This is a genomic window from Deltaproteobacteria bacterium (genome assembly GCA_016183175.1).
Lineage (GTDB): Bacteria > UBA10199 > UBA10199 > UBA10199 > SBBF01 > JACPFC01.
The window spans coordinates 12,979-35,939 of the sequence record JACPFC010000042.1; the positions used below are offsets into that span (position 1 = coordinate 12,979).

At 54.2% G+C, this 22,961-nt stretch carries 20 protein-coding genes, 1 tRNA gene and 1 pseudogene; 9 read left to right on the forward strand and 13 right to left on the reverse strand.

What is annotated here, in order from left to right; translation table 11 throughout:
• Positions 1-250: 250 nt before the first annotated feature.
• Positions 251-955 (reverse strand): annotated as a pseudogene (gene rpsB, locus HYU99_05215) (30S ribosomal protein S2).
• 78 nt (positions 956-1,033) lie between these two features.
• On the opposite strand from rpsB, the gene HYU99_05220 reads away from it, so the two are divergent.
• The gene (locus HYU99_05220) at positions 1,034-1,798 is read left to right on the forward strand and encodes a tetratricopeptide repeat protein (protein ID MBI2339749.1); all 765 of its coding nucleotides are present in this window, start codon (positions 1,034-1,036) and stop codon (positions 1,796-1,798) included.
• Between the two features lie 301 nt (positions 1,799-2,099).
• Here HYU99_05220 and HYU99_05225 read toward each other — a convergent pair whose 3' ends face one another.
• Together HYU99_05225 and HYU99_05230 are read right to left on the reverse strand one after the other, a co-directional pair.
• On the reverse strand, positions 2,100-3,557 hold the full coding sequence (locus HYU99_05225) for an RtcB family protein (protein MBI2339750.1): 1,458 nt from the start codon (positions 3,555-3,557) through the stop codon (positions 2,100-2,102).
• Complete coding sequence (locus HYU99_05230) at positions 3,550-3,972, reverse strand: archease (protein MBI2339751.1); 423 nt, start codon at positions 3,970-3,972, stop codon at positions 3,550-3,552. The genes HYU99_05225 and HYU99_05230 overlap by 8 nt, the downstream gene beginning before the upstream one ends.
• Positions 3,973-4,056: 84 nt before the next feature.
• Between HYU99_05230 and HYU99_05235 the strand changes: the two genes are divergently transcribed.
• On the forward strand, positions 4,057-4,245 hold the full coding sequence (locus HYU99_05235) for a hypothetical protein (protein MBI2339752.1): 189 nt from the start codon (positions 4,057-4,059) through the stop codon (positions 4,243-4,245).
• A gap of 88 nt (positions 4,246-4,333) precedes the next feature.
• Here the strand turns inward: HYU99_05235 and HYU99_05240 are convergent, their stop codons facing one another.
• The gene (locus HYU99_05240; GenBank protein ID MBI2339753.1) at positions 4,334-9,079 is read right to left on the reverse strand and encodes a sigma 54-interacting transcriptional regulator; all 4,746 of its coding nucleotides are present in this window, start codon (positions 9,077-9,079) and stop codon (positions 4,334-4,336) included.
• A gap of 560 nt (positions 9,080-9,639) precedes the next feature.
• On the opposite strand from HYU99_05240, the gene HYU99_05245 reads away from it, so the two are divergent.
• The 3 genes from HYU99_05245 to grxD all read left to right on the forward strand — a co-directional run bounded on the left by HYU99_05245 (position 9,640) and on the right by grxD (position 12,091).
• Complete coding sequence (locus tag HYU99_05245) at positions 9,640-10,401, forward strand: hypothetical protein (protein MBI2339754.1); 762 nt, start codon at positions 9,640-9,642, stop codon at positions 10,399-10,401.
• Entirely contained in the window at positions 10,334-11,704 is a 1,371-nt protein-coding gene (locus HYU99_05250) for a hypothetical protein (GenBank protein ID MBI2339755.1), read from the forward strand. The genes HYU99_05245 and HYU99_05250 overlap by 68 nt, the downstream gene beginning before the upstream one ends.
• Positions 11,705-11,776: 72 nt before the next feature.
• Positions 11,777-12,091, forward strand: coding sequence for a Grx4 family monothiol glutaredoxin (gene grxD, locus HYU99_05255; GenBank protein ID MBI2339756.1), 315 nt, complete (start codon positions 11,777-11,779; stop codon positions 12,089-12,091).
• On the opposite strand, the gene HYU99_05260 is transcribed toward grxD, so the two are convergent.
• Entirely contained in the window at positions 12,066-12,665 is a 600-nt protein-coding gene (locus HYU99_05260; GenBank protein ID MBI2339757.1) for a hypothetical protein, read from the reverse strand. The genes grxD and HYU99_05260 overlap by 26 nt on opposite strands.
• Positions 12,666-12,843: 178 nt before the next feature.
• Here HYU99_05260 and HYU99_05265 point away from each other — a divergent pair, with 178 nt between their 5' ends.
• The 3 genes from HYU99_05265 to HYU99_05275 all read left to right on the forward strand — a co-directional run bounded on the left by HYU99_05265 (position 12,844) and on the right by HYU99_05275 (position 16,652).
• Positions 12,844-14,469, forward strand: coding sequence for a carbon starvation protein A (locus tag HYU99_05265; protein MBI2339758.1), 1,626 nt, complete (start codon positions 12,844-12,846; stop codon positions 14,467-14,469).
• A 295-nt stretch (positions 14,470-14,764) separates the two neighbouring features.
• On the forward strand, positions 14,765-15,814 hold the full coding sequence (locus HYU99_05270; GenBank protein ID MBI2339759.1) for an aldo/keto reductase: 1,050 nt from the start codon (positions 14,765-14,767) through the stop codon (positions 15,812-15,814).
• Positions 15,807-16,652 carry a deoxyribonuclease IV gene (locus tag HYU99_05275; protein MBI2339760.1) on the forward strand — a complete coding sequence of 282 codons (846 nt, stop codon included), beginning with the start codon at positions 15,807-15,809 and terminating at the stop codon, positions 16,650-16,652. The genes HYU99_05270 and HYU99_05275 overlap by 8 nt, the downstream gene beginning before the upstream one ends.
• On the opposite strand, the gene HYU99_05280 is transcribed toward HYU99_05275, so the two are convergent.
• The 4 genes from HYU99_05280 to HYU99_05295 form a co-directional block, all read right to left on the reverse strand.
• The gene (locus tag HYU99_05280; protein MBI2339761.1) at positions 16,647-17,021 is read right to left on the reverse strand and encodes a (2Fe-2S) ferredoxin domain-containing protein; all 375 of its coding nucleotides are present in this window, start codon (positions 17,019-17,021) and stop codon (positions 16,647-16,649) included. The two genes, HYU99_05275 and HYU99_05280, sit on opposite strands and share 6 nt — an antisense overlap.
• Before the next feature lie 167 nt (positions 17,022-17,188).
• On the reverse strand, positions 17,189-18,163 hold the full coding sequence (locus tag HYU99_05285) for an RluA family pseudouridine synthase (protein MBI2339762.1): 975 nt from the start codon (positions 18,161-18,163) through the stop codon (positions 17,189-17,191).
• Between the two features lie 28 nt (positions 18,164-18,191).
• Positions 18,192-18,872, reverse strand: coding sequence for a 16S rRNA (cytidine(1402)-2'-O)-methyltransferase (gene rsmI / locus HYU99_05290; protein ID MBI2339763.1), 681 nt, complete (start codon positions 18,870-18,872; stop codon positions 18,192-18,194).
• A 1-nt stretch (position 18,873) separates the two neighbouring features.
• Positions 18,874-19,848 (reverse strand): CoA transferase, encoded by a 975-nt coding sequence (locus HYU99_05295; GenBank protein ID MBI2339764.1) that lies wholly within the window; start codon positions 19,846-19,848, stop codon positions 18,874-18,876.
• Between the two features lie 485 nt (positions 19,849-20,333).
• Here HYU99_05295 and HYU99_05300 point away from each other — a divergent pair.
• Positions 20,334-20,410, forward strand: a tRNA-Met gene (locus HYU99_05300).
• A gap of 60 nt (positions 20,411-20,470) precedes the next feature.
• On the opposite strand, the gene HYU99_05305 is transcribed toward HYU99_05300, so the two are convergent.
• The 4 genes from HYU99_05305 to HYU99_05320 form a co-directional block, all read right to left on the reverse strand.
• Positions 20,471-21,019, reverse strand: a complete 549-nt coding sequence (locus HYU99_05305; protein MBI2339765.1) for a Uma2 family endonuclease — start codon at positions 21,017-21,019, stop codon at positions 20,471-20,473.
• Between the two features lie 139 nt (positions 21,020-21,158).
• On the reverse strand, positions 21,159-21,461 hold the full coding sequence (locus HYU99_05310; GenBank protein MBI2339766.1) for an XRE family transcriptional regulator: 303 nt from the start codon (positions 21,459-21,461) through the stop codon (positions 21,159-21,161).
• Positions 21,454-21,780 carry a type II toxin-antitoxin system RelE/ParE family toxin gene (locus tag HYU99_05315; protein ID MBI2339767.1) on the reverse strand — a complete coding sequence of 109 codons (327 nt, stop codon included), beginning with the start codon at positions 21,778-21,780 and terminating at the stop codon, positions 21,454-21,456. Before HYU99_05315 ends, HYU99_05310 begins: the two co-directional genes overlap by 8 nt.
• Positions 21,781-21,884: 104 nt before the next feature.
• Entirely contained in the window at positions 21,885-22,817 is a 933-nt protein-coding gene (locus HYU99_05320) for a hypothetical protein (protein MBI2339768.1), read from the reverse strand.
• Positions 22,818-22,961 lie beyond the last annotated feature (144 nt).

Genomic DNA, 22,961 nt, shown 5'->3' on the forward strand with positions numbered 1-22,961 from the left:
CCATCTACCATCCACCATCAACCATCTACTATTCACTCTCCCCTTCCTTTTTCTTCTCCTCCGCCTCCGCCTCTTTCGCCAATTCCTCCGCCACGGAGGTCGGCTCCTCCTTTGTCACGGTTGCCGAAAAACCCTCCACCCCTTCTTCCCCTTCAAATTTGTCCATTCTCGATACAAAGGCCCTTCCGGCCCCTTCCATCTCCTGCATCTTCCGCGCCGGACGCCTTCTCCCTTCGGCCGGTTTTCCCCCCTCTTCGCGGGCGCGCAGTTCCCTCTTTTCAAGACCCGCGAGGCAGGCGGAGGCCGCGCGCGAGGCAAAAAGCTGAATGGAACGGAGGGCATCGTCGTTGGCGGGAATGGGGTAATCGACGGGATCCGGGTCGCAGTTGGAGTCGGTCATGGCCGCCACCGGAATTTCCAGGATATTCGCCTCGTGCACCGCGATCCGCTCGCAACCCGGATCGATCACAAAAACCGCGCCGGGGCGCGACTTCATGTTGCGAATGCCCCCCAGGGTGGCCAGCAGTTTTACAATCTCGCGGTCGACCCCCAAAAGCTCCTTCTTGGTGTAACCCTGAAAATCGTTGTTTGCCCGGCGCGTTTCGAGGTCGATCAACCGGTCGACGCTTCGCTTGATGGTTTCAAAGTTGGTGAGAGTCCCTCCCATCCAGCGATGGGTGACATAGGGCATCGAGCACCGTTTCGCCTCCTCTTCGATGACGCCCTGGGCCTGTTTTTTGGTCCCCACAAACAGGACATCGGCGCCGGAGGCGACCGTTTCTTCCAGAAAACCAAAGGCCTTCTGTGACAGCGAAAAGGTCTGTTGAAGATCGATGATGTGAACCCCCGACCGGGCTCCGTAAATGTAGGGTTTCATCTTGGGGTTCCACCGGCGGGTCTGGTGCCCGAAGTGGGCGCCGGCGTCGAGCATTTCTTCAATGGAAATGGCGGTCATTTTTTCTCCTTGTCGCTTAAAAAAGCGTTTGTTGATAGCATGCGCGAATGTTACAATGCAAGTGTAATATTCCCCAATATGTTCCGCACCTTACCTCTTTTTTTGGCGATTTTTCTTCTCTCTTCCGCCGCGGTGGCCCAAACGCCAACCGCCGCCTATGCGGCCCAAGACTACGCCGCTTATCAAAAAAGCCCGTTCGCCAACCGGATGTGGGACTCCTATGTGCAGGAAGGTTTTGCGGCGCTCGACCGGCAGGATGCGGCGGGGGCCATCGAGTTTTTGCGCAAGGCGGTGGGTGAAGGGTGCGAGTCGCCGCTGGTCTATTTCAAGCTGGCGTTGGGATACGAGGCGCTTGGGTCTTATTATTCCGCAATTCAATATTATGAACAGGCAAAGGTACAGTTCGCCAAGGCAAACAAGGATCATCGATACAACCGGGAGTTCGACGCCAACTATGGCAGGGCCCTATATATGATGGGGCAAACCGAAAAGGCGCTTCCCGTTTTGGAGAAGGCCGCGAAAACCTCGGACAGTTTCTGGCTCCTTAAACTTTTGGGCGACGTGGCCCTTTCGAAAGACGATTATCTGACCGCCACCGCCTATTTTGAGCGGGCCCTTCGTTCCAATGACCCCGATTTGACCGGCGAGGCGCAACTGGACATGGCCCTGACCCTTGCCCGCATCTACGCAAAACAGAACCAGACGGATGGGGCGAAGCGGTACTATCAAAAAGTTCTGGAGATCGACCCCAACAATCAGGAAGCCAAAAAGTATCTCTCCTCATTCAAAGGGCAGGACAGCGGAACCTACGACAAGATTTTTGAGATTTTGGAGAAACATTGAGGAAAAACCAAAGACTGGAGCGCGATGTAACAATTCAGTTTCGGGTGGATGTCTTGAGGTTCCATCGGCTGTCTGAGCGTGGCTATCAAATCGGGGGCTTTACCGCTGGCGCCCCCGCACCCCCTGTTCGCTCGCGCGGAATAAATCCGTCGCTCGCTCACCAGCGAGCAAAGCGAGCGAGAGGGGGAGGCTCCATCCGGCTTTGCCGGTGGAGGGGGCGACGCGAGCCCCTGTGATAACCCGCGAGTTCCGATGGAACCGAAAGCAGACACCGAGACTGAATTGTTACGAGACCGGAGATTTAACCTTTGATAACCCCGATCGGCTTGAGTTGGGCGACGATTTTGGCCAGCCCCGCGTTTTCGACGACCCGGACAACCTGCGCGACATCTTTATAAGCCTCGGGGATTTCCTCGCCGAGGGTCCGGTAGCTGTCGGCCTGGACAATCACGCCACGCTCTTCCATCTCCCGCGCGACGTTCCGGCCACGAACGCCTTTAAGCGCCCTGGTCCGGCTCATCAACCGTCCGGCGCCGTGGCAGGAAGAGCCGAAGGCCTCCTCAAACGCTTGACCGGTGCCGACCAAGACATACGAATAGCGCCCCATGTCGCCGGGAATCAAAACCGGCTGGCCCGTTTTCTGATACGCCTCCGGTGTTTCCGGGTGCCCCGGCGGAAACGCCCTTGTAGCCCCCTTGCGATGGACACAGACCATCCGTTCTTTCCCGTTGATCGGATGTTTCTCCATCTTTGCGATGTTGTGGCAGACGTCGTAGATAACATTCATCCCCAGCTCGCCGTCGCTTTTTTTAAAGACATGTGAAAAAACGCGCCGGACAAGATGGGCGATCACCTGCCGGTTGCCGAAGGCAAAATTGGCCGCGGAGGCCATGGCCGCCAGATAGTTTTTTCCTTCGTTCGACCTGACCGGCGCACAGCAGAGCTGGTTGTCGGGGAGTTCGATGCCGTATTTTTGCGCCGCCTTGAGCATGATCCCCAGATTGTCCTCGCAGGTCTGATGGCCGAGACCGCGCGAGCCACAGTGGATGGACACGCAAATCTGATTTTGAAAGAGGCCCATCTGTGAGGCTGTATTTTCGTCAAACACCTGCGCCACATATTCGATTTCCAAAAAATGATTTCCGGATCCGAGCGTTCCGAGCTGGTCCTGCCCCCTTTTTTTCGCCCGCAATGTGATCAAATCGGGATCGGCGTCGGGAATGCACCCCTTCGCCTCGAGATGCTTGATATCCTCGCTGTCTCCGTATCCCTGCTCAATCGGCCAGGCGGCCCCTTTGACGAGGAGTTTTTTGTAATCGCTTTCCGACAGACGGGGAAATGTCCCGCTGGAGCCGACGCCGGAGGGAACTTTGTGAAAAAGGGCGCCGACCAACGTTTTAAGTTCCGGCTTGACCTCGTCGTGAGTCAAATTGCTTCGCAAAAGACGGACGCCGCAGTTGATGTCGTAACCGACACCGCCGGGAGAGACGACCCCTTCGTTCAGATCAAAGGCGGCGACTCCGCCGATGGGAAATCCGTAACCCCAGTGGATATCGGGCATTCCGATGGAGGCCTTGAGAATCCCCGGAAGGGTGGCGACATTCGTTATTTGCTGAAGACACATGTCACCCCTAAGTCCTTCATAAAGGATTTCATCGGCATAGACAATCCCGTCCACCCGCATTGCCCCCTGTTTGGGGACGCGGACGCGGTTGGCGTCGATGCGCTCGACAGTACCTGTAAATTTCTGTTCAGACATCAAAGATCACCCTTGCCTTCCATTTACCCCCCTCCTGCCAAACTTTCAGCTGATGATACGTCACCGCCTTGATTCCCGTCTTGATCTCATGCCTCTTCGAATCGATCTTCTCGCCACGCACAACCACAGTCAATCCGTTCTCCTGAAAACGGAGGCGGACAACCTCCGAATAGAATTCATGCTTCACCTCGAAGAGATAAAGGAGTTCGTTTAACAGGGCCTGCAGAAGATGCGCGGGATTGTCGCGAATGACCGCAATCTTTCTTTCAACAACCGGCTTGACGCTCTTTATATCGCAAATCAGATCGCAAAAGGCCCGGGCCGCCTTCGAGAACAATGCCTCCTTCGCACCGGCCGTGACCTCGATGCCGATATCGGCGGTGTGATCGATGAGTTGATAAAAATTCCTTGCCATTTTTGTAAAAATCCTTAAATTTGACGGCGTTTCCGCGTTGCCACCGGACCGACAGACATATCTTATCGTAAAGAAAGGATTTTTATGAGTGAAATTATTGTTGTGGCCTCCAAGATCAAAAAACTCATCAAGGAAAAGGGGGATTGCAACACCTCCGCATCCACCATGGAGGCCTTGACCCAGAGGGTGATCCAGCTCATCGAGAAGGGGATCGAGGCCGCCAAGGCGGACAACCGCAAAACGGTGATGGACCGCGATATCCCGAATATCTAGTGCAACTGCGAGAAATCAGAGAGCAGAAAGCCGAAATCAGAAAGCGGATTACATCGTCTGCCATCTGCTTTCCGCTCTCTGCTATCCACTATCTCGCTTTTGCCAATCCTTCCATCTTAGGTCTTTTGCTTTTTAGCCACTGATAAAACGTCGCCGGAGAGACGCCAAGCCTCCGGGCGGCAAGGTAAGGATGCTCCTCGCTTAAAGTAAAAGCGGCGTGGAAGACCTGATGTTTCAGCGTGTCCAAAAGGGTCCCCTCTCGATACCGAAAGGGAATGGAGTCCAGCTCCCCCTTCCGCTGTCTGAAGCGTTCGCGCCGGAGGCGATTGTAGAGGGTCGCGATGCCGATGCCCAGCGACCGCGCCGCCCGCGACACGTCAAACCCTGTTTCCAAAAGCGACTTGGCAAAAATGATGTTTTCGATATCTCTCCACGTTTTTTGTTCCTGAAGAAATTTTTCGATGAATTGGACTGTTTCTGCGCCCCCCTCTTCCATCCCGTCCTTCGGACAAGGCGAACCCTCCTTTCCTTTTTTTCCGATCCCTTGCAACACCTGTTTGTCCCCTTCCGGGAGATTGCCCGGATCAAGAACTTTGCCGTCGGATAGGGCGCAGGCCACCCGCACCCGGTTGGCCAGTTCACGGACGTTGCCGGGCCAGTCATGCCCGACAAAAAGACGCAGGAATTCTTTTGAAACGGAAGGGGCCTTTTTGCGGCCATGCTCTTTGGCAAACTCCCGTGCGAAGTGAGAGACCAACAGCGGAATATCCTCGCGGCGATCGCGGAGAGGCGGTAGAGCGAGTTCGACCTCGGCGATCCGGTAATACAAATCGTCCCGGAAGCGCCTTTCGGCCATCTCATGCCTCAAGTTCTTGTGCGTGGCCGAGACAATCCGGACATCGATGGGGATCGGTTTTGTATCTCCGAGCCTCAAGATTTCCCTCTCCTGCAAGGCCCGCAAAAGCTTGGCCTGAAGGGAAAAATCCAGCTCGCCGATTTCATCCAGAAAAAGGGTACCGCCGCCCGCCATTTCAAAAAGTCCCGGCTTGTCACGCATGGCGCCCGTAAAGGCCCCCGCCTTGTAACCGAACAGTTCCGATTCGATCAGAGGAACCGGAAGGGCGCCACAATTGATCGCCATAAAGGGCCGACCGGCCCGCGGGCTGTTTTTGTGAAGCGCCCGTGCCACCAGCTCCTTGCCGGTCCCCGACTCGCCCCGGATAAGCACCGAAAGATTCGTGCCCGTCACACGGTCCAAAAGGGCGAAGATTTTTTCCATCGCCGGGCTTTGCGTGACCATCCCGGCGTACGAATAACGGGTCTCAAAACTTTTTTCGCGGAGAATGGTTTTATAGGTCTCGATGCTTTCCTCGGCTGTATTGAGGCGCCCGGCCAACCGCCGGTTCTGTTCCTCGATTTTCCGGTTCAGCCGGGCATTGTTGATGGCCAGCCCCGCCTGATCGGCAAAGACCCGCATGACACCGGCGATCCGCTCATCGAAAAGCGCCGTCTGAAACCGGTGCGTCAGATAAAGAACGCCGATCACCTTGCCGCCGGCGCCAATCGGAAGACAAAAGACCGATTTAAGCCCCAAAAGCAGAACCGAGCGGTAATTCTTGAAGGCCGGATCGGCGGAGGCGTTGTCGGAGCGGAGCGGCTTTCCGCTTTTCAACACTTCCTGCGCCGTTTTTCGGCTGATCTGTGAAAGGTCGTCATCCACATCGATATTGCGCGCCGATGCAACGGACAGTTCCCCCCTCTCGTCCGCCAGCAAAACCAGTCCGCTCTCGGCATTCGAAAGGCTCAATGCATACTGCAAAACCAGATTCAAAAGGGTTTTCAAGTCGCGTTCGGTTCCCAGAAGGGAGTTGATCTGCAAAACGGCAAGGAGGGGATCAACCAACGGGCGAACACCCACGGGATGCGGTTGGATTTCCTGAATTTCCTTCTTTGGCTCCGGTGGCACCGGCCCTGCCGGCGCCGGCGCCAGGGGCACTGCCGACGCCGGCGGCGCCGCCGACGCCAGTGGCGCCGCCACCTCGAACCGGGAGAGGGTCGGATCGACCGGCGAGCGCTTTCGCAAAAATTCGAGGCGCGTCTTCTGTTCGTCGGTTTTGGCGTGATAGAGAAGGTCGGGATAGAGGCGCGCGAAGTCCTCGCCGCGGTTTTCGTCCAGCAAAAGAGAGGCCTGCGAGTTCAGCACCCAGAAGACAAACCCCTCCAGCCCCTTTTCATGCAGAACCAGCTGGGAGGCCTGTCCGAAAAATTCGCGGGCCTTGTCGAAATTTTTCCTCTGGCGTTCGATCTCCCCCAATTCGAGAATTGCCCGCGCCTTTAAATAACGGAGATGCGGGCTTGTCTCCTCCACCTGTTTGAGCAGTTGGAGCGAGAGGTTCAGGTTTTTTTCCGCCGCCCCGCTTTGCCCCAGCTCCTGTTGGATGACCCCCATGTTTTGCGCCACGGCCGAGGCGGCCCCCCAGTCTTTGAGGTACCGTGAGAGATCGAGCGCCCGCTGGTAATTGGAAAGGGAGCGATCGGTTTTTTTGAGAATATTGCAGGCATTCCCCAGTCCGTTGTAGGCCCGGAGCAGAAGGTCCCACTGCCTTTCTTCGCGCGCCCCGTCCGCCGCCGCCTCATAATGCCCGATGGCCTGGGAGGGATCGCCGCTCTTCAACAGACATTCCCCCAGGTTGTAGCGGCACCGGTTTTTGAAGGAACGGTCGGAGAGTTTTTCATAGAAACCGAGCCTCGCCTTCAAAAATTCCGCCGCCTTCGCGTACTCCCCCTTCTGCATAAGCGCCATGGGGAGGTCGTTGTTGGTCACCCGGCGCTGTTCTTCCCCGTTCAAAAGCTTTTTCCACTCGCGTTCGGTCTTTTCAAATATCTCCACCGCCTTGTCGATTTGTCCCTCGCACATAAGGACAAAGGCGTGGTAATTCCGGATGCGAAGGGATAAAACAAGAGGGGGCGGATTCAATTCCTCCAGAAGACCGAGCGCCACCTCCAGTTCTCTTTTGGCGCCGTCGAAATCCTCTTCGCGGATCGATTTCCACCCCTTTTTTTCCAGAAGGGCGATCCGCAGTTTGAGACGGTCGTCCCCCAGGGGGAGCCGCCCGATCAGATTTTCCACCTCGCGAAAAAGAGAAGGGATCGTCCCCCACGCCCCCTTGTCAAGGGGACCCTGCCCCGAGCGGGCGAGATGGAGTTTTTCATCGCAGATTTCGATGAGCAGTTCAGCCTTTTCGAGCGGCTTCTCGTCGCCGAGGCGCGAGGCCAACTGCTCGCGCTCGGAGGGGGTCATTGGAAGGAGGGCATAGTCGAGGGCCGCCCCTTCGCGAAAGGGGGCGAGATTCCATTCGCCGTGAGGCCCCAAAAGTTTGCCGGCCCGGCAGAGAGCCCAAAGGAGAGAAACGGTCGTCCCCGCGTGCCCCTTTGTCTCCGCGTAGAGGGCAGACACGAAGATATCCGGGGGATTTTCGTCGCGGGTCGAAAGGACGATCAGCTCCCGCACATCGTCGCGAGTCATCGCCTCCAGGGTTGCCGATTCCGCCGGGATGGAATGTTCCACGGCCCATTGTCCGGCCTTTTCCGCTTCGCCGGGGAGAAGGGCGACAATCCCCCGCCAACCTCCTCCGGACAAGGCTTCAAGCCCCGCGGGATCGAAGCGATTCAGGTCGATCAAAAAAATCGTCTCTGCGGGCATTCGCGCATCCGTCGAGGCGCAATCGGTCCGCACCGGAACCCCTTTGAGTTCCAGTTCGTAGCGGATTTCGTGTATGAGCCGCGTTTTGCCGATCCCCGGTTCTCCATAAAGAAAAAGAAGCCCGGCCCCTTTTTTTGCTTCCACCCATCGGCGAATCGCCTCCAGCGTCTTTTGCCGGCCAACCCATTTTTCGGAAATGAGTATCGCCTGCGGCGCCGCCTCGCGGGGGAGCCCTTTTTCGGAATCGATTTCGGCCAAAACCTCGCCGGCGGTTCGATGCCGGTCGCTCGGATTTTTTTCCAGCAGTCTGACGAGAATCCGGTTTAACCAGGGGGGAATGGCGCGGTTCAGCGCCCCCGGCGCCGGCGGCGCCACGGCGACCTGCGCCTTGAGCGTCTCCGAGGCCTTGTCGCGGGTGAAAGGATTGGTCCCCGTCAGACATTCAAAAAAGGTGACCCCAAGGGAATAGAGATCGGCCCTTTCGTCCACCGCCTCGTTCAACACCTTTTCGGGGGCGAAATAGGAGGGCGTTCCGGCAATCAGTTGAAATTTCGGATGGGCGATGCCGAGGTCGAGAATTTTGATTCGGGGCGTAGCCTTCGCCTTGTCGATCACGTAGATATTGGAGGGCTTGATGTCGCCATGCACCGCCCCCGCCCGGTGAATGGCCTCCAGCCCTTCGAGGCACTGGATGAGCAGGGCTTCCGCCAAGGCAACATTGAGGTCTTGCGAAGAAGTTGGCGGACTCCTGGGAGTTTCATCCGGGCCATTTGGCGGGCGCTGTGCCCGCCACGCATTATTGGAGGGGCCCTGCCGCCTGAGGAATTCATCGAGCGGCATGCCGTCAATCAGTTCTTCGGTAAAGTAGAGGGCTTCGATATCGCGGTCCCAGCCGAAATCGCCGATTCGCACCACCGCCGGATGGCTGATATCTTTTAAAAGAGAAAACTCAAACCGGAACGCCTCCACCCAGGCCTCCCCTTGTGCGCGCTGATACGGCTTTTTAAGAAGCTTGAGCGCCCAGGTTTCCCCTCCCCTTTTGACCCGATAGACCTTCGCGAAACTCCCTTCCGCCAAAAGGGCCTCAACAACGAACTGATGGTCGATTACTTTTGGATGTCTCTCTTCCATAGGGAGAATCTACAAATTATATATCTTTATATTTTTCATATCAAACGATTTATTTTTGGTATATTTTATATTTTTTATATTATATAACATATAGTTAATATTTTTTAGTCGTTTTTATTATAAACATATATTTTTATGAACATCACTCAACGATTCCCCCTTGGTAAAACGGTAAAAGTTATGATTTTCAAGTAATTAAATAATTTTATGCATTGTGGCACACCTTTTGCTGTTTCCTGTCTTCAGCAGATCTTTTAAATCAATCAACCCTCCGCCCTCCTCTTTAAAAGAGGCGGCGTCCCGGACAAAAAGCGAGGAGGCTACCCGGAGGAGAGCGAGAGGGGTTGATCATTAAAGAAGGGGCTTTAATTAAAATCAGCCGTTCTTTGGAATAACATGGACCCCCGGTTGGATGAAGTCGCAAAAAACGATTTGGTCCTCCGGTAAAATTCCAGACGAACGGGGCTTTTAAAGCCCCTTCTTTGGTTTTCTTTAATTGATTTGCGTTTGGGAGATGGGTGGATTAAATTATCAGGGGGTTATCCCCAGAGGAGGTTTTTATGAAAGCAACCGTAAAAGGGTTTTTTTCCGGTCTTTTTTTCTGCCTGACTATCTTTTTAGCGGCAATTCTCAACGCTTGCAGTTCCAGCGCCACGCCGTCCGCATCCATCCCGGCCCCGGTTTCCGGCCTTGCCTCCACATCGGCGGTCACCAGCAGTCTGACCAGTTCGCTCGGCTCTTTTACGGGGGGCGCCCTGGTAAAGGCGCAGACGGATGACGGGGACATTGATTATTCCTGCGCCGTCAGCGAGGATTTTTCCACGGTCGAATGTGATTGTCCTCTGGGGGGCTATTATGCCTCTGCATATGACGACGCCTTTGCCCTTGGAGAAGATTGTGACGATGGTACGACCAGCGTTGTCTTCAGCAGTGTTTATGCCCAGGCCTTTTACGACTGCGCGGTGGAAAAATGCGGCGGAACCGTCACCCTCGATGGCCTTATCGGGGGAATCGTGGAAGGCTCGTTTGAGTGTGATGGAACCATTGATATCACCGCCTCCCTTTTCACCATGGATGAGGAGGCCAACGAGCTGACCTGTTCGGGGATCACCGCCACGCCGGAAGAGGGAGACGCGGTCCACGTCGGCTTTAACGCCGACTTCACCTTCGACGGCGTCGATGAAAATTTCAGCGGAAGTTTTTGCACCGATCCCCCCGGGGAACCGGACGGCCTGATTGAATTCGACAGCTTTGATGAACTGGAAACGGAAGCCGATCCTGACGGAACCTGCGAGGCGGCCGAAGAAGACGATGAAGAGTAAGCTGATCCTAGCCGCCCTCCTCGCCTTAACAGCCTCCTGCCACGGCGGGAGCGCCACTCCTCCCGCCTCCATTCCGGCCCCTGTATCGGGCCTCATTTCGATTTCAAGCCCAAATGCTGAAGGCCTTGTCCGAATCACCGGCACCCCCGGCGCCGTGGAAGACAACGCGGAAATTGAGGTGAATAACCGGACAACCGGCAACTCAGCAAGTACGGAGGCCGAATCCGACGGCTCGTTTGAAGCCGAAATTGCCGCCTCCATCGGGGACTCTCTTGAAATTCTCCAGACGGTTGACGGGGAAACCAGCAACGCAAGCACACAAGATGTGCCGGCCAATGCACCGGTGGTGGAAGAAACGCCCGTTGATGCCATTGTTCTGTCCAACCGGGACAAAGGCCTTGTCGGGACAACCGACGGCGCCAATTCGTTTCTCTATCTCTTTGATCTTTCCACCTTTGAAATGGTTTCCATCCTTGCGACTATCGAAAACTTCAATCTCACCGCCATCGACTACGACAACTCATCGACGGCAGGTTATCTTATCGACTATACCAACAGCCAGGCCGCCGTCCTGACCGCAGAGGGAGAATTGAAAGGGGGGAACGTCCTCTCCATCACAAAGCCCCTGGCAGTGGCCGTAATCGGCGGAGAGACTCTGGCCCTCGTCGGGCAGGAATCATCCGGCATTTCCCTGACGGTCATCGACAGTAGCGGTTCGACGCCGACTACCGGTTTGACCGCTCTTCTCCCCCATCCGGAGGGATCGGCGAATCACCGAGGAACATTTGCCTTAAGTTTTGATGAAACCGTTTCTTTAGGCGTCGTGGCCATGGCCGGCCTGTCCAAATTCTCCAATAACGATACGGTCCTTTCCTATGCCCTTTACGACGTCAACGCCGAAAACCTCACGCTTTCCTTCCAGGTTAATCTCGGCATCGGCGAATTTAGCGATGTGGCCCTCTTCTCGGACGGGGAGGAGGCGCTGGTGACCGATCCGGACAATGACACCATCATTCGTTTCAGCGGAACCGAGTTCGGCACCCGGGAAACCATTTCTGTCGGAGATCATCCGACGGCGGTTACGGTGGAAGAAGCGACGGGGTTTGCCTTTGCGGCCAACGTTGACGCCAACAGCATCACCGTGGTCGATCTGCAGGATAATTCCGTTTTCAACACCTTGACCACCGACGATGGGGTCGGTTCGGGCCCCATTGCCCTTTCGGTGGATGATGATCCCCTGGTGTTGATCATCGCCAACGAAGCCAGCCGTTCCATCTCACTGATCGAACTCACCCTTGAATAAAGGAAACCGTGGGTTGACTTGCCTGGGGGGAGCTGATACGGGTCATTCTGATTTAATCGAAGGAGCCGAAAAATGACCGACATTCACCAAAAAATCAAAGAACTCGTCGAAAAAAACAAAATCGTCATCTTCATGAAAGGGGTGCCCGAGGCGCCGCAATGCGGCTTTTCCGCCCAGTCGGTGCATCTCTTGAAGGAAGCGGGGGCCAAGGATATAGCCGCCGTGGATGTGCTTGCCGATCCCGCCATCCGGGATGGAATCAAGGCGTATACCCAATGGCCTACCATCCCGCAGATTTTCATCAACGGCGAATTTATCGGCGGGTGCGATATCGTGACCGAAATGTTCGAAAAGGGGGAGCTTAAGGCCGCGATTGAAAAGGTTTGACCGCCTTCGCAAGCGACTCCTCAAAGGCCTGATAAAAACTTTCTTCAATCTTCAAGAACGGCGAAATATCGCCGAGACTGAACTCTTTTAAGATTCCCGCCGTTTTCTTTTCAATCCATTGCAGGTGGCTGGTTTCTTCGACGATGATCTTCTGCAGTTCGTCTTTCACCAGCCGGTTTTCCGTGACGCTCCGATAGAGCGGATAGAGCTTCATCGCCCTTTTTTCAATCATGTTGGTGACAAAGAGATAGTTCTGATACGCATCGTCGCGCTCGGTGGCCGCTCTCAATGACTCCGAAACGGTATGGTCGAGCATCTGGAAGTAACTCGTCGCCTCGTCATGGCAGAGATACTGATCAGAAGTGCTGTCGGACAGGGAGAGACTCAAGCGCCGAAACGAGAGGGCATGCCGGGTTTCATCGGCAAAATGTTCCAGGATTTCGAGGCTGGGATGGTCCAAACCAACCGTCTTGCAGATTTTCCGGGCGCCGGTATGCTCCAACAGGGAAAGGGTATTGAGCCAGCGGGCCTCCACGCTATGGTCCTCCACAATCTTTTGAAGGACGTGTTTCATCTCGGGCGAGTGATACGGCCAAATGACACCCTGTGTCAAGAGGTTAAAAAACTATCCAATAACCAAACGCATCCGGCTGAAATGATTAAACAAAAATCACTCATGTCACTTCGTTAAAATGGAATCGCAAGCAAGTTTTTGACATCATGGCGGAGGATATGGCAAACCTTTCTATTGAATGAACTCGGTCCTGATTCTTTCCGGCACACTCGTCTTTTTCGGACTCGCCTACAAAATTTACGGCCGGTTCCTGAATCGCCTCTACCGGATCCATCCCGACAACAAGACGCCGGCCCACACAAAATTCGACGGCACCGATTTTGTTCCCGCCAAAAACTGGCTGGTTCTGTTTGGCCACCATTTTTCGTCCATCTGCGGCGCCGGCCCTATTGTGGGGCCGGTTCTTGCCGTAGCCTATTGGGGCTGGCTCCCTTCCCTTTTGTGGCTTCTTTTGGGCTCGACGCTGATGGGGGCGGTGGCCGACACCTCCAGCCTCGTGGTCAGCATGCGGTCGGGCGGGGATTCCATTTCGGAAATCGCCGAACCGGAAATATCCCACACGGCCCGCCTTCTTTTTTCGTGGTTTATCTGGCTGGCGCTCATTCTGATTATCGCCGTCTTTTCCATTTTTGCCGCCAAGACCTTTGTGGAAGAACCGAGCGCCATTGCCCCGTCGATGGGGCTCATTCCGGTGGCTGTTCTCACCGGCCTTCTTTTGTACCGGACCCGGCTTTCCGCCGTCTGGCCCACCCTTTTGGGGCTCGGCCTGCTCGTTTTCCTTATGGGACTTGGCCAAAAATTTCCCGCCGGTTTTTCGGACACCGCCGTCCTCTCGGCCGAAAACATCTGGATCCTCGTCCTTCTCATTTATTGCCTTGTCGCCTCGGTGACACCCGTGAATCTCCTCCTTCAACCGCGCGACTACCTCGCCTCGTATCTTCTTTTTTTCACCATCGGAATCGGCGTTGTCTCGATTTTTGTCATGCGGCTCCCGATGGATACAACCGTTTATCACGCCTGGGACCCTTCAGCCCTCTGGCCCGGATCGGGGCCGTTGTTTCCCATGCTGTTCGTCACGATTGCCTGCGGGGCCATCTCCGGTTTTCATTCTCTGGTCTCTTCGGGAACCACCTGCAAGCAGATCGCCAGCGAAACACACGCCTGCCGAATCGGCTACGGCGGAATGCTCACCGAGGGGCTGGTGGGGGCGATGGTGGTCGTCTGTGTGGCCGCCGGCTTAAGCCAAACCGAACTTACCTCCACCCTGAAAACAGCCGGCCCCATTGCCGCCTTCAGCAAAGGGTACGGCAATCTCTCGTCTTTCATGCTGGGAGGCTACGGAAAGGCCTTTTCGGTTCTGGCGCTGAACGCCTTTATCCTGACCACGCTCGACACCGCCACGCGGATTGGGCGCTATCTGACGAGCGAGCTTTTTCATATCAGGAACAAGTACACAGCGACCCTGATTGTCGTGGTGGCGGCGGCCCTTTTGGCCATGACCGGCCAGTGGAACCGCATCTGGCCCGCCTTCGGAAGCGCCAACCAGTTGATCGGCGGCCTTTCGCTCCTGACGGCCTCCTGCTGGCTGGTCAATCGCGCCCACCCCGCGTGGACAACGCTGATTCCCGCCTGCTTTATGCTCGTGACAACCATTTCGGCCTTTGTCTGGCAGATTCTGGCCTCCCTGAAAAAAGAGCCTCACCCTGATTTCCTCATTGCGGGGATCGCAGGGGTTTTGATGATTCTGGCGCTGATTGTATTTAAGGAAGCGGTGGGAACGTTGCGGCGCAAGAAAAAGACGTAAATGCAAACCAAAGATCCCTTGCCATCGGCCCGATTCCTTTGCTACATGATCGTCAAAGCGAACAATCTGGCTTCCTGACTCCGCAAAGTCTTCGACTTTGCTACGCAGGCAAGCCAAGCTTGCCTTTGTGGGCCAGTTGTGAGCGCTGGGTTTGGTCCGCCACAAAGTTTGGCGGACGAAATCCACGACGCGAGTCAAGCCTAAGCTTTGCTTAGGCGCGAAGCAAATTCGGAGTGAAACGGAGAATTTGCGGAGTAAAAATAGCATCAAACGGGCCGAAAGGGCCCCAACTCTAATGAACTATCGGACGCTTGGACGAACAGGCCAAAAGGTCTCCGAAATCGGGCACGGCACCTGGACAATGGGGAGCATGTGGGGGCCGCGGGATGACAAAGCGGCGCTCGATTCGCTCGTCCGCTCGCTGGAGCTGGGAGTCACCTTCATCGACACGGCATGGGTTTACGGCGATGGACACAGTGAAGAGTTGATCGCCAAAGCACTTAAAGAGTTCGGATTTGGAAATTTAACAGCGAGCAAAGCGAGCGAGAGGGGGAGGCTCCATCCGGCTTTGCCGGTGGAGGGGGCGACGCGAGCCCCTTTAATAGCCACCAAATGCCCCCCGAAAAACTTCGGGTGGCCCGCCCGGCATCATGTGCCTGTCGAAGAGACCTTTCCGCCGGAGCATGTCGTCAATTACACCGAAAAAAGCCTGAAAAATCTGCGGATGGATTGCGTGGACCTGCAACAACTTCATGTCTGGTCGGACAACTGGCTTGAAAAACCGATCTGGCTTGAGGCGGTTGAAAAACTGAAAAAACAGGGGAAGATCCGTTATTTTGGCGTTTCCATCAACGACCACGAACCGGATAGCGCCTTGAAAATCGTCGCATCGGGCCTGATCGACAGCGTGCAGGTGATCTACAATATTTTCGATCAGACCCCGGAGGAAAAACTCTTTCCCCTCTGCCAAAAACACAACGTGGCGGTGATCGCCCGCGTCCCCTTCGATGAAGGCTCGCTGACCGGATTGCTGACTCCGGAAACACAATTTCACAAAGGCGACTGGAGGCAGAAATATTTTACGCCGGACCGTCTGAAGGAGACCTGCACCCATGTTGAAAAACTTAAAGTTCTCATCCGCGGCGAAATCAAAACGCTCTCGCAGGCGGCATTGAAATTCTGCCTGTCGCAGGCGGCCGTTTCAACCGTTATTCCCGGTATGCGGACGGTCGCACATGTGGAAGAGAACAGCAAAGCCTCCGATGGTCTTTTGCTGACGGAACAGGAACGGACCGAGCTGAAAAACCATGCCTGGCCCCGCAACTTTTACCCAACGTATGGCTAAACTCCTCGGCGCACACATGTCGATTGCCGGCGGCGTTGAGCGGGCGCCCGGCCGGGGAAAAAGCGTCGGATGCGAAATCATCCAGCTCTTTACCAAAAATTCCAACCAGTGGAACGACCCGGTCCTTTCAAAAGAGTCGGCGGCAAAATTCAGGGGAGAAATGAAGGCAAACGGCATCAAAACCGCCTTTGCGCACGACTCTTATCTCATCAACCTCGGATCGCCCAATGCAAACCTTTATCAGCGATCGCTTGGGGCCTTTATCGAGGAACACAAACGGAGTGAGGCGCTGGGCTTAATGGGGGTTGTCTTTCATCCCGGGGCGCATGTGGGGAGCGGCGAGGAGACTGCGATTAAAAAAATCGCCGCGGCCATCAATGTCACGCACGAAAAAACGCCGGACTTCAAGGTGCTCACCCTTCTTGAAAACGCCGCCGGTCAGGGGAGCACCGTGGGGCACCGCTTTGAACATCTCGCCGCAATCATGGAAAAGGTGAAGGAACAAAAACGGATCGGCGTCTGTTTTGACACCCAACATGCCTTTGCCGCCGGATATGATCTGCGGACCGGGGAAGGCTACGCCGGGGTTTGGGAGGAATTCGACCGGATTGTGGGAATCAAATGGCTCCGCGCCTTTCACTTAAACGACTCAAAGAAGGAACTGGGGGCCCGCGTGGATCGCCACGAACATATCGGAAAGGGACTTCTGGGCCTGACCGCCTTCAAATGCCTGATGAATGACAAGCGGTTCGATAACATTCCGATGTCGCTCGAGACCCCCAAAAGCGAGGATTGTCACGAAGACAAAGAGGCATTGGATTTGTTGCGGTCGTTATAATATTTTTTTCACTTCGGCTATTTTTCGGATCTTGCGCTTCGCAAAAAAATCTTTCAATTCTTTCTCATCGCAGGCGCATGGTTCAAAACGCCTCCCGGCCACCAGTTGAGTCTCGACAAAATCGGCCACTTTTTCCGAAGACAGGCCGGAATACCAGGTTCCTTCGGGATAGACGACAAGATTGGGGCCCCGTTCGCACAAATCGAAACAGCCGCACGGCACGGCCTTCATGTCAAACTGCAGATTGCGCCGGACCAGTTCCTCCTTCAGCAGGGCGAGCGTTTCTTTGGAACCGCGCCGGACGCAGGAGGATTTTCCCTCCTCCTTGTCCGCCGTGCAGACAAAAATGCGATATTTCAGAGGTTCCATAAAAGATTACTTTATTAAACCAATTTTTTTCTGTCTACTCCCTTATGTCTTATCCAGGCTGTTGAGAAAGTTCCAGATGCAAGGCGCCCGCAAGGCCGCAACCGGAGCGTACACGTAAGTACGTGAGGATTGCGGCCGTAGCGGGCAACGAAGCAGATGGGACTTTGTCAACAGCCTTGGGATCCCGTCCGTAACTTGTCGATTAGCCGCCCCATATCCTCCGGAATCGGCGCCGTTATTTTCAGCCATTTACGCGTCACCGGATGCTCGAATTCGATCCTCCAGGCGTGGAGGGCTTGTCTTTTAATTGAAGATTGACGATTGACGATTGACGATTTTTCCTTTGGAATTTGGTCCGCCTCAGGCGGATTGGAATTTGGAATTTTGTCGGCCCCCCTATACAATTTATCCCCCACCACCGGATATCCCATCTCACTCATATGGATGCGAATCTGATGCGTCCGCCCCGTTCCGAGCCGCACCTCCAGCAGGGTGGCGTCGTCATAGCGCTCTTTCACGCGAAATAAAGTGACGCTCTCTTTCCCTTCCCGCGAGATCCGCCCCTTTTTTCCCCCTTCAAACCGCCCTTTTTCAATCGCCCCGCGGATCACCCCTTCTTCCCTTTCCACCCTCCCTTCCACCACGGCGAGATATATTTTTCTTATTCTCCTTCCGCGAAACTGGTCGGCCAGGATGTTGGCCATCTTCTTTTTGGTGAAAATGATGACACCGGAGGTTTCCTTGTCGAGGCGGTGCATCTGGCCCAGATAGGGATAAAACTTTTTTTGCGGCGAGGTCCGCTTGAGATAGGCATTCACCTGTGCCACGTACGAGTCGTAGTCCACAAACGGCGGCTTGTCGCAGGCGAGCAGGTATGGGTCTTCGTGGAGCACCTTGACGAAATGATATTTGGAAAGCGCAGGGAGAGAGGGGTAGTCGGCTTTTTCGGGGCGAAATTCGACGCGGTCGTTTGGTTTTAAATTCCATTTGGAAATAAAAACCTGTCTTCCGTTGACAAAAACCCTTTTTTTGTCGATCGCCTGCTTGATCTTTTTGTGCGACCAGTTTTCGAGCTTGCCATGAAGAAAATTCTCGATGGTGACGCCCCGTTCGCTTTTTTTTACTTTGAACTGATATTGCATTCTATAGGTCCTATAGGCCTTATTGGACCTATACTAATTTTTCTCGTGACAAGACAATCGTATACTCCCCCCTCGCCTCCGACTGTTTCAACCGTTCAGCGACTTCGGGAAATTTCCCCCACAAAATCGTTTCGAACTTTTTGGTCAATTCGCGCCCGATCATCAGATAAAATTCTGAAAAATAATTCCCCCACTCGTCCACCCTTTTTAAAATCTTGTGCGGCGATTCGTAAAAACAGTGCGTCCCCGGAAGTAGGGCTATTGCTTCATAGATCTTCCGTCGTTTGTTGTTGGATGGCGGCAAAAAACCCCAAAAATGAAACGGATCGGTGGGGAAGCCGCAGACCGAAAGCGCCGCCGTTGCCGCGGAGGGGCCGGGGATGGGAACAACATCGATCCCGCGGGAGCGGGCCAGGGCGACAAGCCGCGCCCCGGGGTCGGAGACGGCGGGCGTTCCGGCATCGGTGATGAGCGCCAGGTTTTCGCCGGCCTCCAGATGCGAAATAATTGCTTCGGCCTTTTGTTGTTTGCTGTACTCAAAATAGGAAACCAGTTTTTTTTGAACGCCAAAATGGGCAAGCAAGCCCCGCGAATGACGCGTGTCCTCGGTGATGATGGCGTCCGCCTCTTTTAAAACCTTTAACGCCCGAAGGGTGATGTCCTCGAGGTTTCCGATGGGGGTGGCAACGATGTATAATATGCCTGACATTTTAATACGGCGTCTTTGGAAACAACATGCCGTTCTTTTTCACAAATTTTTTCCTCTCTCTGAACTGCGCGCTCTCCAACACTTCCGACGTCGCAAGCACCGGCGTCAGGCAAAAATCATTCTCCCTTCCAAGACGCGTCCACTCATCCCGCGTCTTTGACGCGAAGATTGCGGCCAGTTGTTGATGGATCTCCGGCGCCTGATCGACATATCCCTTTCCTTTCCATTCCGGTTTGCCGATGACCCCGCAAAAACGGTTCCAGAACTTGTCCTCCAACGCCGCGAGGGCGACAAATTTGCCGTCCGAGGTCGGATAGACACGATATCGCGCCAGAATGCCGCTTAAAATGTTGGGCGCCATCGGTCCCTGAATCAAAATCAGATTCGCCAGATTCAAGAAAATCATTGAATCGGTCATGGAAATATCGAGATGGGCCCCATTCCCTTTTTTGCCCCGTTGATACAGTGCGCTGATAATCGCCAGCGCCGCAAAAAGCCCCCCTCCGACCAGGTCGGCGTACTGGATGTAAGGGGGTTGGGGGGGATTTAGGCATCCCGACAGCGCCATATAATTGAGATCGTGCCCGGCGCGATTTTTATTCGGCCCTTTTTGCCCGTAACCGGTGATGGAGGCGACAATGAGCCTGCGGTTGATTTTGTGGAGTTGGGAAATTGAGAACCCCATTTTTTTTAAAACACCCGGCCGGAACGACTCGATAAGGATATCGGCCTTTTTGACATGGCGGACAAAGGCCTCTTTTCCTTTTTGCGATTTGATGTCGAGCTTAAGAATTTTTTTGTTCCGGTTTAAGCCGCGGTAGACGCAGGAAATATTGCGAAGGTAATCCCCCCTTTGCGGATCTTCCATTTTGATCACCCGCGCGCCCAGGTCGGCGAGAATGAGCGAACAGAAGGGGCCGGGGATCAGGCGGGAGAGATCCACAATAGTGACACCGGATAAGGGTTTGTCGGGCATCGGCATGAAATACGGCGAGTGATTGACAACCGCAAGAAAATAAATCCCCCCTCGCCCCCCTTTGCCACCCCGAAAGGGGCCCCTGTCGGGGAAGGGGGGTTGGGGGGATTTCAAAAAACAAAAAACCCTGTGAGAAAAGGTTTTCTCACAGGGTTAATTCATTTGGAGCCAAGAAACGACTCTAGCGTCTTTTTTTGGATTTCTTTTTTGCTCTTTTCTTGGCTTTTCTTTTCTTAGCCATGTCGTCCCTCCTTTTTTGTGGTGTTGGGTTGTTTTTAGCTTAAAGAAATTATGAGAGTTTTAAAAAAGGCTGTCAACACCAATTTGAAAAAATTTTCACTTTCTGCACTTTTTTGTTGCAATTTTTTAAAAAATTTTTCTGATTTTTGAAAAAATGCGGAAAATTTTTCTCAAAATGAAAAAAATCCCAAACGGCTTACATCTTGACAGTCCTCTCTCAAACAAACTATAAGCTTCATCACTATTGCGGGGTAGAGCAGCCTGGTAGCTCGCGAGGCTCATAACCTCGAGGTCCTTGGTTCAAATCCAAGCCCCGCTACCAAAAACAAAAAAACCTCTCTGCCGAAAGCGGAGGGGTTTTTTTATCTTCACACCGATTTTTTCACGAAAAAATCTCTTTGAGCGGAAGGCGGACCCCTTTTAACGAGCGGCTGGCGAGCTTGTCTTTCGGCCCGAACACCTCGGAAGAGCCGTATTTCCCTTTTTGCAAAAAATATCTTTCCACATACTTTTCGTCGGGATCGACCAGAAGGTATTCCTTCACGCCGAATTTTTCGTAGAGATCCTTTTTTTCCCGGCGGTCTTTCAGGGATGTGGACGGCGAAAGGACCTCGATCACAAGATCGGGGGCGCCGGCGATGTGCGTTTTTTGGATCTTCTGTTTGTCGCAGACAACAATGACATCGGGCTGGACGACATCTTCTTCCGAGAGAACCACGTCTATGGGGGCCATAACAGGGATGCACTGTTTTCCCTCGAGCCTCGTCATCAGAAAATGCGTCAGCCTGGCGACGACTTGCTGATGGGCAAAAGTGGGCGCCGGACTCATGTTGTAGGCCTCGCCGCCGATGATCTCCCAGCGCTCGTCGTCGCCCCAGGTGAGATAGTCGCGGTAGGTGTATTTATGGCGGATTTTTTTGGCTGTCCCCATTGATTTCAAGAATAGCAGGGGGTATCCGCTTCCTCAAGAGAAAAAACCCCGCCCTCCGCCTTAATGCGCGGAGGGGTTTTTGTTTTTCCTGCCCGAGAGCAAAAATGTTTTACGCGTCCGGCGGGGATGGATTGCCGTATTACGCCGCTTTCTTATAATGAACGGCAATTTCCTGGCCCACCGCTCCCAGTATCCTGATAAGAACATCAATGGATATGCCCTGTGAATCGCCTTTGAGCACCCGGGTCACTCGCGCCCGCGAGGTTTTTGCATTCTTGGCCACCGCCGACACAGTCAACCGGTTTCTTTTGACCGTATCGGCAATCCTTCGCGTTAAACTGTATCTCAATTCCCACTCAACGGCATCGGCAGGACCCAGCCCAATTGCCTCGGCCAGTTCATGCGCATTACGACTCACAAACACCTTTTGTTTTTTAGCCATACAAAGACTCCTTTAAATTTTTTCTCCCCGCCTCGATCTCCCTCTTGGGAGTTTTTTGGTCTTTCTTTTTAAAGGCATGAAAGACCAGAACGCCCATATCGGTCTTCACGTAGTAAAAGGCGCGATAGATGCCGTCGGTCCCCCTCACCCGCAATTCACCGACCCCGGACATCACTGCCTTGATCGGCCTTGAATGGGGCATGCCTAATTGATCCCCCTTTTGAAGCCGGAAAAGAAGATAGCCGATTTCGTTTTTCACCTCTTTTGGAAAACCGCGGACTGCCTCGCGCGCCTTCGGGTGCCAAAGAACTTTGTGCACGATGATTCAAGTGTACCGAAATTGATACATATTGGCAACTAAAAAATCCTCCACCTTAAAGCGCGGAGGGTCTTTTGTCTTTCCTGCCCGAGAGCAAAAATGTTTTACGCATCCGGCGGGGATGGATTGCCGTAGGGATTGTAGGGATCGGGGACATTTACGAAGATCAGAGGCGTTGAAAGGAAACGGGACAGATTAGAACCAAATCTTAAAGCCGCGGCGCCCAAGGGCCTTGCCTTTGTCACAGAGGAGGAGACAACGGATCGAATTATTGATGGAACCCGATCCAGCTTGGGGGCGTCGGTAAAACCGCGCCCTGTGAGAAGACCTCCGACATAGAGACTGGCCGCAAGGCCGCCTACGCCCATAACGGCCGAGGCAACCGGATTTTTTTCTATTTTGACTTTTACCGACTCCACCAAACCCATTTTTTCCTCCAGCGAGTCTTTTAAGGCGCTTAAACGATGATCGGAAATCTTTTTTGCCAAGCCCAGCGGATCGGCAACGGAGGCGCCTTTTTTGGCCTCCTCAATCCTGCTTAAAGATTTTTCAAGGCCGGCCCTCCCTTCGGGATTGCTCAAATCCCAGGAGGTCATCATCAAGCGCTCCTCCCCCTTATCGATACCGGCAACCGCGGCCTCGCACCACTGGGCATCGTAGGCGGTGTCGCTGAAGAAAGCGACGGCTCGCACTTCATCTTCGGTCATCGGAAAAATATTGTTCGGCTTGATTTCCTCCGCGGAGCAGAAGTCGGTAAAAATGGGATGCCGGACAACAAGCGGCCCCCCTTCGCCGTAACGGAAAAGGATATCGCCGTCTCTAATCATGCCCCTGGCCTCGACTTCTTTTTCCGTCGGGGCAACACCCGCTGTCACCTGCTCCTTTGCCTCTTCCAGCGCGGCTTGGGTGATGTTGTCCAGATCGTTAAGGCCAATTCCGCCCATTATCGGCTGATAGGTGATCAAAAAATCGTTGTAGCCGTAGGTATTGTCGATGGCCCCATCTTTTTCGGTCCAGATTTTTGCCGTGTTGCCCATAAAAATCCTTTCTCTATCTTTTACTTTTTTCCGCCCGCCCGAATTGCTTCCAGCCTTTTTTCCAGATCGGGATCGCGCCCTCTTTCCTCCGGACGCTTCTTTTCCCTTTCGACTCCCTTTTTCTCCCGAAGTTCTGCTTCAAAC

What these genes read in the sequence shown, in the direction of transcription:
- HYU99_05220 (MBI2339749.1), top strand. Translation starts at nt 1,034, where the DNA reads ATGTTCCGCACCTTACCTCTTTTTTTGGCGATTTTTCTTCTCTCTTCC.
- HYU99_05225 (MBI2339750.1), bottom strand. Translation starts at nt 3,557, where the DNA reads ATGTCTGAACAGAAATTTACAGGTACTGTCGAGCGCATCGACGCCAAC.
- HYU99_05230 (MBI2339751.1), bottom strand. Translation starts at nt 3,972, where the DNA reads ATGGCAAGGAATTTTTATCAACTCATCGATCACACCGCCGATATCGGC.
- HYU99_05235 (MBI2339752.1), top strand. Translation starts at nt 4,057, where the DNA reads ATGAGTGAAATTATTGTTGTGGCCTCCAAGATCAAAAAACTCATCAAG.
- HYU99_05240 (MBI2339753.1), bottom strand. Translation starts at nt 9,079, where the DNA reads ATGGAAGAGAGACATCCAAAAGTAATCGACCATCAGTTCGTTGTTGAG.
- HYU99_05245 (MBI2339754.1), top strand. Translation starts at nt 9,640, where the DNA reads ATGAAAGCAACCGTAAAAGGGTTTTTTTCCGGTCTTTTTTTCTGCCTG.
- HYU99_05250 (MBI2339755.1), top strand. Translation starts at nt 10,334, where the DNA reads ATGAACTGGAAACGGAAGCCGATCCTGACGGAACCTGCGAGGCGGCCG.
- grxD (MBI2339756.1), top strand. Translation starts at nt 11,777, where the DNA reads ATGACCGACATTCACCAAAAAATCAAAGAACTCGTCGAAAAAAACAAA.
- HYU99_05260 (MBI2339757.1), bottom strand. Translation starts at nt 12,665, where the DNA reads ATGAAACACGTCCTTCAAAAGATTGTGGAGGACCATAGCGTGGAGGCC.
- HYU99_05265 (MBI2339758.1), top strand. Translation starts at nt 12,844, where the DNA reads ATGAACTCGGTCCTGATTCTTTCCGGCACACTCGTCTTTTTCGGACTC.
- HYU99_05270 (MBI2339759.1), top strand. Translation starts at nt 14,765, where the DNA reads ATGAACTATCGGACGCTTGGACGAACAGGCCAAAAGGTCTCCGAAATC.
- HYU99_05275 (MBI2339760.1), top strand. Translation starts at nt 15,807, where the DNA reads ATGGCTAAACTCCTCGGCGCACACATGTCGATTGCCGGCGGCGTTGAG.
- HYU99_05280 (MBI2339761.1), bottom strand. Translation starts at nt 17,021, where the DNA reads ATGGAACCTCTGAAATATCGCATTTTTGTCTGCACGGCGGACAAGGAG.
- HYU99_05285 (MBI2339762.1), bottom strand. Translation starts at nt 18,163, where the DNA reads ATGCAATATCAGTTCAAAGTAAAAAAAAGCGAACGGGGCGTCACCATC.
- rsmI (MBI2339763.1), bottom strand. Translation starts at nt 18,872, where the DNA reads ATGTCAGGCATATTATACATCGTTGCCACCCCCATCGGAAACCTCGAG.
- HYU99_05295 (MBI2339764.1), bottom strand. Translation starts at nt 19,848, where the DNA reads ATGCCCGACAAACCCTTATCCGGTGTCACTATTGTGGATCTCTCCCGC.
- HYU99_05305 (MBI2339765.1), bottom strand. Translation starts at nt 21,019, where the DNA reads ATGGGGACAGCCAAAAAAATCCGCCATAAATACACCTACCGCGACTAT.
- HYU99_05310 (MBI2339766.1), bottom strand. Translation starts at nt 21,461, where the DNA reads ATGGCTAAAAAACAAAAGGTGTTTGTGAGTCGTAATGCGCATGAACTG.
- HYU99_05320 (MBI2339768.1), bottom strand. Translation starts at nt 22,817, where the DNA reads ATGGGCAACACGGCAAAAATCTGGACCGAAAAAGATGGGGCCATCGAC.